This window comes from Pseudomonas sp. CFBP2511 (assembly GCF_030209255.1).
Lineage (GTDB): Bacteria > Pseudomonadota > Gammaproteobacteria > Pseudomonadales > Pseudomonadaceae > Aquipseudomonas > Aquipseudomonas avellanae.
In genome coordinates this window covers 17,609-35,405 of record NZ_JARVSI010000024.1, presented here as the reverse complement: position 1 = coordinate 35,405, position 17,797 = coordinate 17,609, and the positions used below count along the sequence as shown (strand labels likewise).

The window sequence follows — 17,797 nt, the reverse complement described above, 5'->3', positions numbered from 1 at the left end:
ATGGAACTGGTACTGGGCACGTTTATGTTTGCTGCGGCGGTCTTTCTGTTGTTGTCCGGCATGGCTCGCCAGCGCCGCAACGAACGCCTGGTGGCACAACGGCTGAGGGGACAGGTGGTTCGTGAAAGCCGCATCGGCAGCCTGTTGCGACTGCTCGGCGATACCCGCATCGGTCAGCGCAGCATCAGTCTGGACTCAGAAACCCAAGTGCTGCTGAACCGCATCGGCTGGCGGCGTGCCACCAAACGCTCGCTGTTTGCCGCATGCCAGGTGGGTGTGCCCATCGCCCTGATGAGCATGGTCATTCTGGCCCAAGTGCTGTTTTTCAAGGATATCGAGCAACCCTTCATCGCACCGATATTCGCACTGGGCATCGGCTATCTGCTGCCCAAACGGGTGCTGGCCGCCGCCGCTCAACGCCGCCAGAAAAAAGTGGTGGTGGAAATCTCCACGTTTATCCCGCTGCTGCGCATCCTGTTCGAGTCGGGCATGGCAGTGGAGCAGGCGTTGCGGGTGCTGAGCAATGAAGGCAAAGACCTGCTGCCGGTGCTGTCCGATGAAATTCGCGTGGTATTGACCCGCGTCGACTCCGGCCTGGAGCTGGGCGAAGAACTGCGCAAAACCGCCGCCCTGCTGGCCGTAGACGAGCTGAGCGACACCTGCGTGATCCTCAACCAGCTCATCCATCAAGGCGGCGGCGCATTGAAGTCCCTGCTGACGCTCAAGCAACTGATCGACGACCGACGCCTTACCCGCCTGCAGGAGTACATTTCCAAACTGTCGGCCAAAATGTCGGTGGTGATGATGGTGTTTCTGTTCCCGGCTCTGCTGATCGTGCTGGCAGGCCCCGGGTTTATTGCCATAAGTCGGGCGCTGGGCAGTTAGCGCCTCTATACATACGCCTGATACAAGGAAGACAACGGCTGATGAAAGCAGCAATTGCAGTACTCGGATTCCTCATGCTCGGCGGGTGTGCCAGCGACGGTCGCATGCTCTGGCCGCAGACCTCGGCCCAGTCCGGCCAATGCCCGAAGCTGACCTCGGATCAGGAGTTCTCCCTGAACCTGGCGCAGAACATGGCCGATGAAGGCCGCTTGCATGCCAGCCTCGCCAACCTTGAAGGCATGCCGGACAGCCTCGGCGAGGTGCGTTTGCGCAAGGCTCGGGTATTACGGCTTTTGGGCAGTCATGAGGCCGAACCGCTGTACCGCAGCCTGCTTGGCACCTGTCGGGCCGCCGAGGGCGAGCACGGTCTTGGCCAACTGGCTGCAGCGCGCGGCGACAATACACTGGCGCAGCAACACTTGCTCACCGCCAGCAAGCTGGAACCTACCGACGAAAAGATTCGCAACGATTTAGGCGTCGTCTACCTCAACCAATTGAAACTGGAGCAGGCGCGTTTTCAGTTTCTGACGGCCATGGAACTCAAACCGTCCGATTCGCTGGCGGCCGCCAACCTGGCCACGCTGCTGATTTACCAGAACAACTGGACACAAGCCGCCGAACTGGCCTCCCGCGCCGGGCTGACACCGGAGCAGATCACCGACGCCCAGGCGCGAGCCGCAAAAATAGGCAAGGCACAGGCTACACCACTGGCCTCTGTCGAGCGGGTTGCACCGCTGCGTGACGCACCACTGCCTGAACAGACAGACCGCCAGTCAACCGGAGTACGACCATGAAAAGCATGATAATCGGCGGCATGGTCATGCTGCTTGTCGCCAGCGACGCCTGGGCCGATGGCGACCAGCGGCCTGTGACCAGGCCGAAACTGACCGAAACCTGGCTGCAACTGCAAGCCAGCGGCAAGGCTGCATCGCCAACACCGCAGAGCAACACGCCACTTGAACGCGATCTGAGCCTGCAACGCTGGCTTGAAACCTACCAATACAAAATCCCCGAGCATTACGAACAGGAGGCTGGCGGCAGCTTTTCATCGAAAGGCAAATAGTGTGCGCGGACTTTTCTGACATTACCTGACACCGTATCTTACAAACCTCGTCTCAGCAGGCAGCGAAGCACTCCGTTATCATGCGCAGACTTTCGCGATTCGAGGCTGCCATGCGCCGTTTGCTCTGCCTGATGTTACTGATCCTGGCCCTGCCCGCCTCCGCGGCCGGTCTGCTGGACAGCCGCCCGTCTCCAACGCTGGGTGGCGGCACGCTGGATAACAGCAAGGACTTCCTGCCGGTTCGTCAGGCCTTTCAGTTGAGCCTGATCGAAACCACGCCAGAATCGATCAAACTGCGGCTGGTCGCCACCGATGGCTATTACCTGTATCGCCATCGCTTCCAGTTCCGCACCGAGCCTGCCGACATTGGTCTGGGCGAAGCGCAATTGCCCAAGGGCGAGCAGAAACACGACGAGTACTTTGGCGACGTCGAGGTCTATCACGGCATTCTCGACATCGACCTGCCACGCAAACCCGGTGAGCAACGCCCCTTTACGCTTGTAGTCACTTATCAAGGTTGCGCCGACAAAGGCCTGTGCTACCCGCCGGAAACCGAGCGGCTGAGCATCGGCAACGTGACTGGCAGTTCGCCCGAAGCACTCGCAGCACCCGTTTCCGCATCCTCCTGGAGCTGGAAAGAAATCGCCCTGTTTTTCCTCGCAGGCATAGGCCTGACATTCACGCCGTGTGTACTGCCGATGCTGCCGATCCTGTCCGGCGTGGTGCTGCGTGGCAAGGTCGGCGGCCTGCGCGGCCTTAGCCTGTCACTCGCTTACGTACTGCCGATGGCGGCCTGTTTTGCCTTGCTCGGCGCACTGATGGGCGTGTTCGGCGCGGGTCTGAACCTGCAGGCACGCCTGCAATCGGTCTGGGTTCTGGTACCGTTTTCGGCGTTCTTCGTGATCTTTGCCATCGCCATGTTTGGCGCTTTCGAGCTGCGCCTGCCGCAGTCCATCAGCTCGCGTCTGGACCGCATTGCCGGCAAGACCGAAGGCGGGTCACTGTGGGGCGCGGCAGTGTTGGGAGTGGTGTCCAGCCTGCTGGTCTCGCCCTGTGTTTCCGCGCCGCTGGCCGGTGCGCTGCTGTATATCAGCGCCAGTGGCGACGCAGTCGGCGGCGGATTGAAACTGTTTGCGCTGGGCCTGGGCATGGGCGCGCCGTTGCTGTTGATCGCAACCGGCGGAGCCACCTGGCTGCCGAAAAGCGGGCCTTGGCTGGTCACGGTAAAAAATGCGATCGGTGTGCTACTGCTGGCGCTGGCCATCGGCTTGCTGAGCCGTGTCCTGCCGGGGCAAATTACCTTATTGCTGGTTGGCCTGCTGTCCGCGGGTGTTGCGCTGTTTTTGGGCGCACTGGAATTCACTGAAAAGACCACTCGGCAAAAGCTCGCTCAATTGCTCGGTTTAGCGCTGCTGGTCTACGCGCTGGCCAGCTGGTATGGCGCGCTGTCCGGGCAAACCGACCCGATGCGCCCGCTGGGCCGTGAGTACGCCTCTGCGAACAACGGCGCAGTCGCACCGAACTCGACACAGTGGCAAACCATCACCACCTCGGCCGAACTGGACCGTGTGATGCAGGAAGCGCAAAGCGCTGGCAAGCCGTTGCTACTCGACTGGTACGCCGACTGGTGCATCAGTTGCAAGGTCATCGAACACGAAGTTCTGCCAGATCCGGGCGTCGTCGCCAGACTGGCGGGCTACAGCCTGATACGTTTCGACATGACCGACAGCAACGCAGAGCAACGCGCCTTGCTTGATCGCTACAAGCTGTTCGGCCCTCCCGCGCTGCTGTTTTTCGCAAAAAACGGCGAAGAGCTGCAAAATGTGCGGGTTGTCGGCGAAATCGACGCCCCAGGGCTGATTGAACGCCTGAACAGAGCAAATGACCAAAACTAAACGGTGAGTCACAAACTTTGCGCGAATATCGCTCATCGTGCTGGCTACTGTTGTTAACTGGACAGTCCATTGCCCTTCCGGCATAGTCGCCGGGCGTAAACCGCTCGCAGACAATAAAAGGAACACGCAATGGCGACTATCCTGGTCCTTCACGGGCCCAACCTGAACCTGCTGGGCACTCGGGAACCCGGGGTCTACGGCACCATCACCCTGCCCCAGATCAATCAGGACCTGGAGCAGCGCGCGCGCGATGCCGGTCACCATCTGATGTACCTGCAAAGCAACGCCGAGTATGAATTGATCGACCGCATTCATGCCGCTCGCGGCGAAGGTGTGGACTTTATCTTGATCAATCCGGCTGCTTTTACGCACACAAGCGTTGCAATACGTGACGCGCTGATGGGAGTGAGCATCCCATTCATCGAAGTGCATTTATCAAACGTGCACAAACGCGAACCTTTCCGCCATCACTCCTACTTTTCAGACGTCGCCGTGGGAGTGATCTGTGGCCTGGGTGCCAGTGGATACCGACTGGCCCTGGAAGCCGCCCTGGAACAACTGGCCGCCAGTGCCAAGCCATGACGAGTCCAGCCTGAAGCTGAACCTATGGCGTGAGCCGGCCAACAAATTGCCCTTACAGAACCTTGGGAGTTGATTAATGGATATTCGCAAAGTCAAGAAGCTGATCGAATTGCTGGAAGAGTCCGGCATCGACGAGCTGGAAATTCGTGAAGGCGAAGAATCCGTACGGATCAGCCGTCACAGCAAGACCCCGGCGCAGCCTTACTACGCGCCCGCTCCGGTTGCAGCGCCGGTCGCCGCACCTGCCCCTGCCGCCGCTCCAGCCGCTGCAGAAGCACCCTCGGCACCGAAACTGAACGGTTTTGTGGTCAAGTCGCCAATGGTCGGTACGTTCTACCGCACCCCGGCACCTACTTCGCCTGCATTCGTCGAAGTCGGCCAGACCGTCAAGAAAGGCGACACCATCTGCATCGTCGAAGCGATGAAAATGATGAACCACATCCAGGCAGAAGCCAGCGGTGTGATCGAATCCATCCTGGTAGAAAACGGTCAGCCGGTTGAGTTTGACCAGCCGCTGTTCACTATCGTTTGAACCGGGGAGAGCCTGCGATGTTGGAAAAAGTTCTGATCGCCAACCGCGGCGAAATTGCCTTGCGCATCTTGCGTGCCTGTAAAGAACTGGGCATCAAGACCGTCGCTGTACACTCCACGGCAGATCGCGAGTTGATGCACCTGGGCCTGGCGGACGAAACCGTCTGCATCGGTCCGGCCCCGGCCAACCTGTCCTACCTGAACATTCCGGCGATCATCTCGGCCGCTGAAGTGACCGGTGCCACGGCCATTCACCCAGGCTACGGTTTCCTTGCGGAAAACGCCGATTTCGCTGAACAGGTTGAAAAATCCGGCTTTGCCTTCATTGGCCCGAAAGCAGACACCATCCGCCTGATGGGCGACAAGGTTTCTGCCAAGGACGCCATGAAGCTGGCCAACGTGCCAACCGTTCCGGGCTCCGACGGCCCGCTGCCGGAAGACGAGGCAATCGCTCTGCGCATCGGTCGCGAAGTCGGTTACCCGGTGATCATCAAGGCCGCCGGTGGCGGTGGTGGTCGCGGCATGCGTGTGGTGCATCGCGAAGAAGACCTGATCGAAGCCGCTGCACAGACCCGTGCAGAAGCTGCGGCCTGGTTCAGCAACCCGATGGTCTATCTGGAAAAATACCTGACCAACCCACGCCACGTGGAAGTCCAGGTCATTTCCGATGGCCAGGGCCAAGCGATCCATCTGGGCGACCGCGACTGCTCGCTGCAGCGCCGTCACCAGAAGGTTCTCGAAGAAGCGCCGGCACCGTTCATCGACGAACAGGCGCGTGCCGATGTACTGGCAGCCTGCGTCAAGGCGTGTATCGATATCGGCTATCGCGGTGCGGGTACTTTCGAGTTCCTGTACGAGAATGGCCGTTTCTACTTCATCGAAATGAACACCCGTGTTCAGGTGGAGCACCCGGTGTCCGAGATGGTCACCGGTATCGACATCGTCAAGGAGATGCTCAGCATCGCCGCCGGTAACAAACTGTCGTACACCCAGGATGACGTGGTCATCACCGGGCATGCGCTGGAGTGCCGGATCAACGCCGAAGACCCGAAAACCTTCGTGCCAAGCCCAGGCCTGGTCAAGCACTTCCATGCACCGGGCGGCAACGGCGTACGGGTCGATTCGCACCTGTACAGCGGGTACAAGGTTCCGTCGAACTACGACTCGCTGATCGGCAAAGTGATCACCTGGGGCGCAACCCGCGAAGAAGCCATGGCACGCATGCGTAATGCCCTGGACGAAATCGTGGTTGACGGGATCAAGACCAACATCCCGTTGCACCGTGATCTGACCCGTGATGAAGGCTTCTGCGAAGGCGGCGTCAACATCCACTACCTGGAACACAAACTGGCCAATCAATAAGCCAGTGTGTTTCAGAACGACAAAGCCGCAGAGATGCGGCTTTGTTGTTTGCAGCGCATAGCAGTAAACTTGCCCGCTTCCTGCGGCACATCAGCTGTAAAGCCGTATTTATTTCCAAATCGAAGGTAATCCGCCATGCCTTGGCTGCAAGTCCGTCTCGCCATCAGCCCAGAACAAGCCGAAACCTACGAAGATGCACTTCTTGAAGTCGGTGCCGTGTCCGTCACGTTCATGGATGCCGAAGACCAGCCGATTTTCGAGCCCGAACTCAACACCACCCCGCTGTGGACGCACACCCACCTGCTGGCACTGTTTGAAGCCGACACCAATGCCGAACTGGCACTGGCGCACCTGAGCCTGCTGACCGGTGCCGAACTGCCCGAGCACAGCGCCGAAGTCATCGAAGACCAGGACTGGGAACGCAGCTGGATGGATAACTTCCAGCCCATGTGTTTCGGCCAGCGCTTGTGGATCGTGCCAAGCTGGCACGCAGCGCCACAACCGGACGCCGTGAACCTGCTGCTTGATCCGGGCCTTGCCTTCGGCACCGGGACGCACCCGACCACCGCGCTGTGCCTCGAATGGCTGGACGGCCAGGACCTCAAAGGCTGCAATGTGCTGGATTTCGGCTGCGGCTCGGGCATTCTGGCCATCGCCGCACTGTTATTGGGTGCCGAGCAGGCAGTGGGCACCGACATTGACGTGCAGGCGCTGGAAGCCTCACGCGACAACGCCGGGCGCAACAACATCGCCGCCGAACGCTTCCCGCTGTACCTGCCCGAAGACCTGCCGCCTCAGCAGGCCGACGTGCTGGTCGCCAACATTCTGGCCGGCCCGCTGGTGTCCCTGGCACCGCAACTGACCACACTGATCAAGACCGGCGGTCGCCTGGCGCTGTCGGGCATCCTTGCCGAACAGGGCGAAGACGTCGCCGCCGCCTACGCTGAAAGCTTTGACCTGGACCCGATCGCAAACCGAGATGGCTGGGTACGCATCACGGGTCGCCGCCGTTAACCGCCGCTTCAACCGGACAGCCGCATGACCGACAGCTTCGTCACCCAGTGCCCGCACTGCCAAACCAGTTTCAGAGTCAGTCACGCTCAATTGAGCGTGGCCCGTGGCGTGGTGCGTTGCGGAGCCTGCCTGCAGGTGTTCAACGCCGCCCGGCAATTGCTGGAGCAGCGCGCCATCGACGACTCCGAAAAGGTCGCGCTCGCGGCTGTTCCGGTCATCATCGAGCAGCCCCGGGCAGAACCCCGACTGGAATCTGAGCCCGGGCCAACGCTGACACCAAAGCCGACATCAGAGCCTATATCAGAGACGGGCAAGGCGCCCGACGACGATGACCCCTGGCAGGTCAGCGAGATGGACCTGGACAACCTGAACCTGGACGAAGAGCTGGCACGCCTCGAACAGCGCGAAACCCGGCGTCCTGACACCTTCGCAAGCCCGGCCAGCGACATCGGCAATGGCAATGGCAATGGCAATGGCAATGGCAATGGCAATGGCAATGGCAATGGCAACGTGAGCCTGACTGCCAAACGTGACACCCGCCAGGCCGACGAAGCGGCGTGGATCGACACCGTGCACAACGATGATGTCGAGCATCTGCCCGAACTGCACGCCGAGGTCATTGACCACACCGATACAAGCGAAGAGCCCGCCCCCCTGTCGGACAACGATCGGACCGAGCCCTCCCTGTCACTGGATAAAAACCTGGACGATGACGAGCCCAGAGTCCCTGTCGTCATCCAGCACAAGGCGTTGCTCGCAGAGAAAGCCGAGCGCTGGTCAGCAGTGGACGACGATGATGATGAGGATCACGACGACGACCACGAGCCTGAGCCGGAACAGCGCGGCAAGCGCAGCCGCAGCGAGCCGGCAGTACGTGACCAGACGCTGCTGGACCTGACCGACGACCCTCTGCAACTGGACTGGCAGCGGCCCAAACCGCGCTGGGGCCGACGCTCTGCATGGGGCTTGCTGATTTTGCTGGCATTGGCCGGCCTGGCCGTTCAATACGTCTGGTATCACTTCGATCAACTGGCGCGTCAGGATCAGTACCGACCGTGGTTCCAGCAGATCTGCCCGCAAATCGGCTGCAAGGTGCCGAGCAAGGTCGACATCTCCCAACTCAAGAGCAGCAATCTGGTGGTGCGCAGCCACCCCGAGTTTCAAGGGGCGCTGGTGGTCGATGCGATCATCTACAACCGAGCCCCGTTTTCGCAGCCATTCCCGCTGCTGGAGCTGCGTTTTTCCGATACCGGTGGTCAGTTGATTGCCAGTCGTCGCTTCAAGCCGAGCGAATACCTGAGCGGTGAAATGGCCGGCAAGGAGGAGATGCCACCGCAGACGCCGATCCATATTGCGCTGGATATCCTTGATCCAGGTGCCAAAGCCGTGAATTACAGCCTCAACTTCCGTTCTCCGGAATGAGCGCCTCACAGCATTCGAGCAGACCCGGACCGGGTCTGAACTGCGCTTTTTATTGATGGAACGCAGCACGATCGTAGAAGTTGACCCACCAAACACGTTGTAATCGCAAGCTGAACGAGCCGTGAGGAACTGTTCAGATTTTATCCAATTCAGCCTTTATCCAGTCATCGAGAGCGGGTATCATGCCAACCCTTTTTCGAACTCTCGGTTCGCTCTGGCAGTGGCCCTCGCGGCTGGCAGGACGGGCCGTTGCAGACCGGGTGAAACAGTTTTTACATGGCCTGCGGATGATTTGGCCTCCACTACAGGTAAGGCTATGTCGGCAGTACGCATCGGCCCGTATACAGTGCACAACGGCTTGATCCTCGCCCCGATGGCGGGCGTCACCGACCAGCCTTTCCGTCAGCTGTGCCGACAACTCGGTGCTGGCCTGGTGGTGTCGGAAATGGTCACCAGTGACATGAGCCTGTGGAACAGCCGCAAATCGCGTCTGCGCATGATCCACGCAGGTGATCCCGAGCCCCGCTCGGTACAGATCGCTGGTGGTGACGCGCAGATGATGGCAGACGCAGCACGTGCCAATGTCGAACTGGGTGCCCAGATCATCGACATCAACATGGGCTGCCCGGCCAAGAAGGTCTGTAACAAGGCAGCAGGTTCGGCGCTGTTGAAAGACGAGCAACTGGTCAACGACATTCTGCAGGCCGTTGTGGCTGCGGTCGATGTGCCGGTCACGCTGAAGATCCGCACCGGCTGGGACCGCGACAACCGTAACGGCCTGACCGTGGCGAAAATCGCCGAGCAGGCGGGCATTCAGGCGCTGGCGGTGCACGGGCGAACCCGTGCCGACCTTTACACCGGCGAGGCCGAGTACGACACCATTGCCATGATCAAACAGGCAGTGTCGATTCCGGTCTTTGCCAATGGCGACATCGATTCACCCGAAAAAGCCCGGCACGTGCTACAGGCCACCGGCGCAGACGGATTACTGATTGGCAGGGCCGCCCAGGGGCGTCCCTGGATTTTTCGCGAGATAGAACACTACCTGCTTACCGGAAAAACACTCCCGGCCCTGCAGTCGAGTGAAGTGGAACGCATTCTGCTTGAGCATCTGGCAGCGCTCCACGTTTTCTATGGCGACGTGATGGGCGTGCGTATTGCACGCAAACACGTTGGTTGGTATCTCGCAACCCTGCCGGGCGCCAGGGAGTTTCGCGCCCTCTTCAATCGTTTGGAAGATACGGAAGCACAGTGCGCCAACGTTCGGGAGTTCTTCAGCCAAGGCTGCAAGGGCCCGGATAACCAGAATGATAAAGAGGTGGCCGCATGACGATGATGACCGAGACTTTAGTGAGTGGAACAACACCCGTGAGCGACAACGTCAATTTGAAACAGCACCTCAACACGCCGAGCGAAGAGGGTCAGACCCTGCGCGGAAGTGTCGAGAAGGCGCTGCACAATTATTTCGCCCACCTCGAAGGCGCATCCGTCACTGACGTCTACAACCTGGTGTTGTCGGAAGTCGAGGCTCCGCTTCTGGAAAGCGTGATGAACTACGTCAAGGGCAACCAGACGAAAGCTTCCGAACTGCTGGGGCTCAATCGCGGCACACTGCGCAAGAAACTCAAACAGTACGATCTGCTTTAAAGCATTCAAAACAGAAAAGGCGACCTTTTGCACCGCGGTCGCTTTTTTTTGCAGACCTCTTTTGCTTTTGATGGAAATCGAGATGACCGACCAGACTACCCGCCTGCCGATCCGCCGCGCCCTGATCAGCGTATCCGACAAGACCGGAATCCTTGAATTTGCCCGCGAGCTGGAAGCGCTGGGCGTCGAGATCCTTTCCACTGGCGGTACGTTCAAGCTGCTTCAGGACAACGGCGTTGCGGCAGTCGAAGTGGCCGATTACACCGGCTTCGCAGAAATGATGGACGGCCGGGTCAAGACCCTGCACCCCAAGATCCACGGTGGCATTCTGGGCCGTCGTGGCATCGACGACGCCATCATGAACGAACACGGCATCAAGCCAATCGATCTGGTCGCCGTCAATCTGTACCCATTTGAAGCCACTGTTTCCAAGCCGGGCTGCGACTTGCCGACCGCCATCGAAAACATCGATATCGGCGGCCCGACCATGGTCCGTTCCGCTGCAAAGAACCATAAAGATGTCGCGATCGTGGTCAACGCCAGCGATTACGGCCAGGTACTGGAAAGCCTCAAGGCCGGCGGCCTGACCTACGCACAGCGCTTCGACCTGATGCTCAAGGCGTTCGAGCACACCGCCGCCTACGACGGCATGATCGCCAACTACCTGGGCGGCGTTGACCAGACGGCCGACACCCTGAGCACCGAAGGCCGCAGCCAGTTCCCGCGCACCTTCAACACCCAGTTCGTCAAGGCACAGGAAATGCGCTACGGCGAGAACCCGCATCAGAGCGCGGCGTTCTACGTTGAAGCCAAACCTGCCGAAGTCGGTATCGCCACCGCTACCCAACTGCAAGGCAAGGAGCTGTCGTTCAACAATGTGGCTGACACCGATGCCGCGCTGGAATGTGTCAAGAGCTTCGTCAAGCCGGCCTGCGTGATCGTCAAGCACGCCAACCCGTGCGGCGTTGCGGTCTGCCCGGACGACGAAGGCGGCATTCGTCAGGCTTACGAACTGGCCTACGCCACTGACTCCGAGTCGGCGTTTGGCGGCATCATCGCCTTCAACCGCGAACTGGACGCTGCAACGGCCAAGGCCATCGTCGAGCGTCAGTTCGTCGAAGTGATCATCGCCCCAAGCGTCAGCGCCGAAGCCCGCAGCATCATTGCCAGCAAAGCCAACGTGCGCCTGCTGACCAGCGGCCAGTGGAGCGAGCGCCTGCCGGCCTGGGACTACAAACGCGTCAACGGCGGTCTGCTGGTGCAGAGCCGCGACATCGGCATGATCACCGAAGCCGACCTCAAGGTCGTGACCCAACGCGCACCCACCGAACACGAAATGCATGACCTGATCTTCGCCTGGAAAGTCGCCAAGTACGTCAAGTCCAATGCCATCGTCTATGCCCGCAACCGCCAGACCATCGGCGTCGGCGCAGGCCAGATGAGCCGTGTGAACTCGGCACGCATCGCCGCCATCAAGGCCGAGCATGCAGGCTTGCAGGTGCAGGGCGCGGTCATGGCCTCCGACGCATTCTTCCCGTTCCGTGATGGCATCGACAATGCGGCAAAGGTCGGCATCAGCGCCGTCATCCAGCCAGGCGGCTCGATGCGCGACAACGAAGTAATTGCTGCGGCAGATGAAGCGGGCATTGCGATGGTGTTCACTGGCATGCGCCACTTCAGGCACTAATCAGAAAAACGGCCGCATTGTCGCAGGCGTCTGCTGCGTTGGATGGGGCTCCGCTGATGCTCATTGCCAGAAGGCAACTCCGCTCAGCGAAGCCCCATCCGCCTTGCATACACCTACGCCATTACGACCTCGTATTGCGGTATTGATCTTTTCAGACACACCGCGTACTCCAGAATCAGCGTCATCGAGGTTTTTGAAATGAATGTTTTGATCATTGGCAGTGGCGGTCGTGAACACGCACTGGCATGGAAAGTCGCTCAGGACCCACGTGTGCAGAAGGTGTTTGTCGCACCGGGCAACGCAGGCACGGCAATCGAGGCCAAGTGCGAGAACGTGGCCATCGACGTTCTGGCGCTGGAGCAACTGGCGGATTTTGCCGAAAACAACGTTTCGCTGACTATCGTCGGCCCTGAAGTGCCGTTGGTTGCAGGCGTCGTGGACCTGTTCCGCAGCCGTGGCCTGGATTGCTTCGGCCCCACCGCAGGTGCCGCGCAGCTTGAGGGCTCCAAGGCCTTCACCAAGGATTTTCTGGCGCGCCACAAGATCCCGACTGCCGACTATCAGAACTTCACCGAGATCGAGCCAGCACTGGCTTATCTGCGTGAAAAAGGCGCGCCGATCGTCATCAAGGCCGATGGCCTGGCTGCAGGCAAAGGCGTGATCGTCGCCATGACCCTGACCGAAGCCGAAGACGCAGTGCGGGACATGCTGGCGGGCAATGCCTTTGGCGAAGCCGGTTCGCGCGTGGTGATCGAAGAGTTTCTGGATGGCGAAGAAGCCAGCTTCATCGTCATGGTCGATGGCAAAAATGTATTGCCAATGGCCACCAGCCAGGATCACAAACGCGTCGGCGACGGCGACAGCGGGCCGAACACCGGCGGCATGGGTGCCTACTCCCCGGCACCGGTAGTCACCGACGACGTTCATCAGCGTGTCATGGACCTGGTCATCTGGCCGACCGTGCGCGGCATGGCCGATGAAGGCAACGTCTATACTGGCTTTCTCTACGCGGGTTTGATGATCGACAAAGCCGGCAACCCGAAAGTCATCGAGTTCAACTGCCGCTTTGGCGACCCGGAAACCCAACCGATCATGCTGCGCCTGCAATCGAGCCTGGTGCTGTTGATCGAAGCGGCCCTGGCGCAGGCGCTGGACAAGGTCGAAGCACAATGGGACCCGCGTCCGAGCCTGGGTATCGTTCTGGCGGCCGGTGGCTATCCGGGTGATTACGCCAAAGGCGCGATCATCGAGGGTCTTGATGCGGCTGCGCAACTGGAAGGCAAGATCTTTCATGCTGGCACCACCTTGCAGGATGACCGTGTCGTGACCAGTGGCGGTCGTGTACTGTGTGCCACAGCCTTGGGCGACAGTGTCGGCAGCGCGCAGAAAAACGCTTACGCACTGGCTGCCAAGGTTGATTGGCAAGGTTGTTTCTACCGCACGGACATCGGCTATCGCGCCATTGCCCGTGAGCGTGGCGAAGACTAGGAATAAACGACCGGGCCAGCTGTTGTTGTGCGGCTGGCCGGTTGACCCGGTATTCGCGGTTTACCAGGCATTCATTCACGAAGGGATTTCATAGTGCGCTGGCTCAGGATTGCCATAGCCTCAACGGTCGGACTGCTGACCCTGCTGTTCATGCTTTCGGCTCAGGCCGAGCACGGGGCTGGCTGGTCGACGCTGCTCGACGAAAAGGCACGCCTGTCGCTGGATGAAATCCGTTCGGCGCGGTATCAGAATCAATTCAGCCCTATCGAACTTGAACGCGTCGCCGCTGCGGAGCGCGACAGCGCGGTATGGCTGCATTACAGGTTACATCCCAACCAGCATGAGCAACTGGTGCGTATCTTTGCCCCAGACCTTGCCAGCGCCGACATGTACGTCATGGATGGCGATCAACAGATCGATCATCTGCGCACCGGCAACGCCGTGCCTACAGAAGATCAGCGCCTGCCCTCCAATGATTTCCTGCTGCCGATCCCGCAAAGCGCGGCCTCTCTGGATATCTACCTGAGGCTTGTTTCCTCTCAGAAAATGCGCCCCAGCATTACCCTCGAGCCCGCCATACAGAGCGCTGCCGACGAGACCGAACCGTTTCTGTTCGGCCTGCTTTTTGGTGCGCTGGCAATGCTGATCGTGCAGAACCTGACCCGCTACGCGCACACGCGTTCGCGCAGCAACCTGTGGCTGGCGGCCTGCGAATCAATGCTAGGGCTCAGCGCCCTGCTGCTGCTCAACCTGCTTCGCCCTATAGACCCGTGGCACATCGCCCAGACACCCAGCGCGCACGTTGCGTTGCTGCTGGCCGCCGTCGCGGGCCTGATCTACACCTATTGTTTCTTCGTGCACCGCAACGCCCGCACACTGGATCGCCTGCTACTGGGCAACGCCGTGCTCATGGGCATTGGCGCACTGCTGGTGGTGTTCGACGCTACGCTGCCGATCAACGCGCTGACCTTCGTTCTGGTGTCCCTGACCACGCTGAGTATCCTTGCTGTGTCGATGTGGCACTGGCAAAAGGGCTATCGTTCGGCACGCCTGTTCGTTCTGGGCATGATCACCTTCAACATCGGCTATATGGTGGTGTTGCCGGGTCTGCTGTGGCTGAGTCTGGTGCCGCCGCAATGGTTGATACTCGCGCTGCTCTGCGTCTTCTGTATCAGCGGCCTGCTGATGAGCCTGGCACTCAGCGAACGTTATCGCAGCATTACCGAAGACCGTTTCAGCGTCAGCCGGGATCAGGCAGCCAGTACCGCTGAAATCAACGCCAAAGCCGAATTTCTGGCCAAGATCAGCCACGAGATCCGCACCCCCATGAACGGCGTACTGGGCATGACCGAACTGCTGCTCGGCACGCCGTTGTCGGTCAAGCAGCGCGACTATGTGCAGACCATTCACAGTGCCGGCAACGAACTGCTGACGCTGATCAACGAGATTCTGGACATCACCAAGCTCGAATCAGGGCAGATCGAACTGGACGACGTACAGTTCGATATCAGTGCGCTGGTCGAAGACTGTCTGAATATCTTCCGCGCCAAGGCCGAGCAGCAACAGGTCGAACTGATCAGCCAGATCCAGCCCCAGGTGCCACGCGTGATCAGCGGCGACCCGACTCGCCTGCGCCAGACGCTGCTGAGCCTGCTGGAAAATGCCCTGAAAAAGACCGACGAAGGCGAAATCCTGCTCGGCGTTGCGCTTGAGTCTTCCAAGAGCGGACAGCCGCGCTTGCGCATTTCGGTTCAGGACAGCGGCGAATCGCTCTCCGACGAAGAGCGCGACGAGCTGCTTCACGCCGAACTGCACAGCAGAAACTTTCTGGCCAGCAGCAGACTTGGCGGCCATCTGGGGCTGGTCATCGCCCGCCAGTTGATCATATTGATGGACGGCGAATTCGGTATCCAGAACAGTGGCACGCCGGGTAATACGCTGTGGCTGAACCTGCCGCTGGACGCAAAGCTGCTTGAACAGCCGACCATCGACCTGGACAGCCCGCTGAAGGATGCCCGCGTGCTGGTGGTCGATGACAACGACACCTGCCGTAAAGTGCTCGTCCAGCAATGCAGCGCCTGGGGCTTGAATGTCAGCGCCGTGGCATCGGGCAAGGAAGCGCTGGCGCTGCTCAGGACCAAGGCGCACTTGCGCGACTACTTCGATGTAGTCCTGCTCGACCAGAACATGCCCGGCATGACCGGCATGCAACTGGCCGCCAAGATCAAGGAAGACCCCAGCCTCAATCACGACATTCTGCTGATCATGCTCACCGGCATCAGCAATGCGCCCACCAAGATCATTGCTCGCAATTGCGGCATCAAACGTATTCTGGCCAAACCGGTGGCGGGCTATACGCTCAAGACCACGCTGGCAGATGAGCTGACCCAACTGAACAAAGGCGTTGTTTTAGCCAAACCCGGCCCGGCCATGCCCCCGCCGGTCAGCGTGCCCGGCGACTTCCGCATTCTGGTGGCCGAAGACAACAGTATTTCGACCAAAGTGATTCGCGGCATGCTCGGCAAGCTCAATCTGAACCCGGACACCGCCAGCAATGGTGAAGAAGCGCTGCGCGCCATGAAAGCGCAGCGTTATGATCTGGTGCTGATGGACTGCGAAATGCCGATACTCGACGGTTTCTCGGCCACCGAACAACTGCGTGCCTGGGAAGTCGGCAACCAGCGGGTACGCACACCGGTCGTGGCCCTGACCGCGCATATTCTCACCGAGCACAAGGACCGCGCGCGCCAGGCCGGCATGGACGGCCACATGGCCAAGCCCATCGAACTGTCCCAGTTGCGCGAACTGGTCGAGCACTGGGTGGCGCACCGTGACAAGGCCCGTGGGCTGACGTCGGATGGCGAGCACTATCGGCAAAACTGACGGCGACGGGAGAGGCCTGTGGCCTGATAGACTGCCGATGCCATCCACCTGCTGCTGTGAGTCGAAGCCATGCTTCACGTGTTGTTCAGCGTCTATCTGAAAATGCTGGTGCTTTACAGCCCGTTTTTCGTTCTTTCCTGCTTCATCAGCCTCACGCGTGGTCACTCGCGCAAGGAACAGCGGCGCCTGGCCTGGAAGGTGGCGTTGGCGACGCTGGTGTCCAGTGTGCTGCTTTATCTGTTCGGCCGATTCATTTTCGATATTTTCGGGATCACCGTGGATGCGTTCCGGATTGGTGCCGGCAGCGTGCTGTTCATTTCGGCACTGGGCATGGCCCAGGGCAAGTCTGCGGTCCAGACCGATAACGTCCAGCAGGACGTCACCATTGTTCCGTTGACCATCCCGCTGACCGTAGGCCCCGGTACCATCGGCGCGCTGCTGGTCATGGGCGTCAGTCAGCCGCATTGGGACGACAAGCTCACGGCCATCCTGAGTATCGCCCTGGCCAGCCTGACAGTCGGGGTGGTGCTGTATCTCGCCAACCGTATCGAACGTATTCTCGGTGATCAGGGCCTGCAGATTGTCAGCCGCTTGATGGGGTTGTTCGTCTGTGCGCTGGCTGCGCAAATCATCTTCACCGGCATCAGGGGCTATCTGCTGCCCTGATCAGCCTCAGATAGACGCCGAACGCACCATACTGTGGGCTTTGCCATCCAGATAACGCGCCACGTTGTCTCGATGGGCTGCGTAGATATTCCTGTCAAAGGTGTAACTGCCGCCCTTGAAGTGGAACAGCAGCCTTCGCGTACCCGGGGCGTGGTCGTCGACACTCAAGTGCAGACTGCACAGCAAAAGAAGTGTCCGGTTCGGCTCATACTTTTCACAGGGTACGACCTGAAAACTGCCCAGACGGCCTTGATCGAAACCGTTTTGAAAATAAGCCTGCGCGGCCTGACTCATACCTATCGCACTGAAGCCACGTTGCACCATGCCACCAAGACGCTTGCGATCTTCAGGGTTGCTTACCTTGAAGGTCGCCTGTAGCAAATCGTCAACGTTGCTCACGACCAGCGAGTCCCCCAGGATCACTCCTGTTTGCTTTATGCCGCGCGCCTTGAGCCGACTGCGGTAGTAATGCATCCAGCTGCTCCACTGCGTCTTGAAATCGAACTGTTTGCCGGCGAACAATTGCGCATCCAGCAGCACGTCCTGAAGGTCGGTGCGCTCTTCGCTCGATAACCCCGGAAGAAACGCCACGATACTGGGGATATTGCCCAGATAAGCGGCGTTATCTGTGTCTGTACTCATTTTTTTTGCTCCCTTCCATGGGCACCTGAT

16 protein-coding genes are annotated in these 17,797 nt (G+C 59.8%); 15 read left to right on the top strand and 1 reads right to left on the bottom strand.

The genetic code is table 11. The features are described 5' to 3' along the window. The 15 genes from QRN38_RS19955 (at position 1) to tspR (ending at position 17,125) form a co-directional block, all read left to right on the top strand. Positions 1-885 carry a type II secretion system F family protein gene (locus QRN38_RS19955; RefSeq protein WP_005763178.1) on the top strand — a complete coding sequence of 295 codons (885 nt, stop codon included), beginning with the start codon at positions 1-3 and terminating at the stop codon, positions 883-885. 41 nt (positions 886-926) lie between these two features. Next, a complete protein-coding gene (locus tag QRN38_RS19950) occupies positions 927-1,679 on the top strand; it encodes a tetratricopeptide repeat protein (protein ID WP_057417865.1) in 753 nt (250 codons plus the stop codon). Next, positions 1,676-1,948 (top strand): DUF3613 domain-containing protein, encoded by a 273-nt coding sequence (locus QRN38_RS19945; RefSeq protein ID WP_005763174.1) that lies wholly within the window; start codon positions 1,676-1,678, stop codon positions 1,946-1,948. Before QRN38_RS19950 ends, QRN38_RS19945 begins: the two co-directional genes overlap by 4 nt. Positions 1,949-2,058: 110 nt before the next feature. After that, positions 2,059-3,843: a protein-disulfide reductase DsbD gene (locus tag QRN38_RS19940; protein WP_259641469.1), complete on the top strand. Its 1,785-nt coding sequence runs from the start codon at positions 2,059-2,061 to the stop codon at positions 3,841-3,843. A gap of 129 nt (positions 3,844-3,972) precedes the next feature. Continuing rightward, complete coding sequence (gene aroQ, locus QRN38_RS19935) at positions 3,973-4,425, top strand: type II 3-dehydroquinate dehydratase (protein ID WP_002555369.1); 453 nt, start codon at positions 3,973-3,975, stop codon at positions 4,423-4,425. A 76-nt stretch (positions 4,426-4,501) separates the two neighbouring features. Beyond that, positions 4,502-4,957, top strand: coding sequence for an acetyl-CoA carboxylase biotin carboxyl carrier protein (gene accB, locus QRN38_RS19930; protein ID WP_002555370.1), 456 nt, complete (start codon positions 4,502-4,504; stop codon positions 4,955-4,957). Positions 4,958-4,974: 17 nt separating this feature from the next. Continuing rightward, on the top strand, positions 4,975-6,318 hold the full coding sequence (gene accC, locus QRN38_RS19925) for an acetyl-CoA carboxylase biotin carboxylase subunit (RefSeq protein ID WP_007244651.1): 1,344 nt from the start codon (positions 4,975-4,977) through the stop codon (positions 6,316-6,318). A 135-nt stretch (positions 6,319-6,453) separates the two neighbouring features. Continuing rightward, entirely contained in the window at positions 6,454-7,332 is an 879-nt protein-coding gene (gene prmA, locus QRN38_RS19920; RefSeq protein ID WP_007244650.1) for a 50S ribosomal protein L11 methyltransferase, read from the top strand. 24 nt (positions 7,333-7,356) lie between these two features. Next, positions 7,357-8,754 carry a DUF3426 domain-containing protein gene (locus QRN38_RS19915; RefSeq protein WP_057417867.1) on the top strand — a complete coding sequence of 466 codons (1,398 nt, stop codon included), beginning with the start codon at positions 7,357-7,359 and terminating at the stop codon, positions 8,752-8,754. 316 nt (positions 8,755-9,070) lie between these two features. Beyond that, positions 9,071-10,084 (top strand): tRNA dihydrouridine synthase DusB, encoded by a 1,014-nt coding sequence (dusB, locus tag QRN38_RS19910; protein WP_005763161.1) that lies wholly within the window; start codon positions 9,071-9,073, stop codon positions 10,082-10,084. Then, entirely contained in the window at positions 10,081-10,401 is a 321-nt protein-coding gene (gene fis / locus QRN38_RS19905; RefSeq protein WP_002555375.1) for a DNA-binding transcriptional regulator Fis, read from the top strand. Before dusB ends, fis begins: the two co-directional genes overlap by 4 nt. A gap of 82 nt (positions 10,402-10,483) precedes the next feature. Beyond that, the gene (gene purH, locus QRN38_RS19900; protein WP_005763158.1) at positions 10,484-12,088 is read left to right on the top strand and encodes a bifunctional phosphoribosylaminoimidazolecarboxamide formyltransferase/IMP cyclohydrolase; all 1,605 of its coding nucleotides are present in this window, start codon (positions 10,484-10,486) and stop codon (positions 12,086-12,088) included. Between the two features lie 198 nt (positions 12,089-12,286). Continuing rightward, positions 12,287-13,576 carry a phosphoribosylamine--glycine ligase gene (gene purD, locus QRN38_RS19895; RefSeq protein WP_057417868.1) on the top strand — a complete coding sequence of 430 codons (1,290 nt, stop codon included), beginning with the start codon at positions 12,287-12,289 and terminating at the stop codon, positions 13,574-13,576. A gap of 93 nt (positions 13,577-13,669) precedes the next feature. Beyond that, complete coding sequence (gene retS / locus QRN38_RS19890; RefSeq protein WP_024667821.1) at positions 13,670-16,459, top strand: hybrid sensor histidine kinase/response regulator RetS; 2,790 nt, start codon at positions 13,670-13,672, stop codon at positions 16,457-16,459. Positions 16,460-16,528: 69 nt separating this feature from the next. After that, positions 16,529-17,125, top strand: a complete 597-nt coding sequence (gene tspR, locus QRN38_RS19885; protein WP_005763150.1) for a type III secretion system genes modulator TspR — start codon at positions 16,529-16,531, stop codon at positions 17,123-17,125. Between the two features lie 6 nt (positions 17,126-17,131). Here tspR and QRN38_RS19880 read toward each other — a convergent pair whose 3' ends face one another. Then, positions 17,132-17,767 (bottom strand): hypothetical protein, encoded by a 636-nt coding sequence (locus QRN38_RS19880; RefSeq protein WP_005763148.1) that lies wholly within the window; start codon positions 17,765-17,767, stop codon positions 17,132-17,134. Between the last annotated feature and the right edge of the window lie 30 nt (positions 17,768-17,797).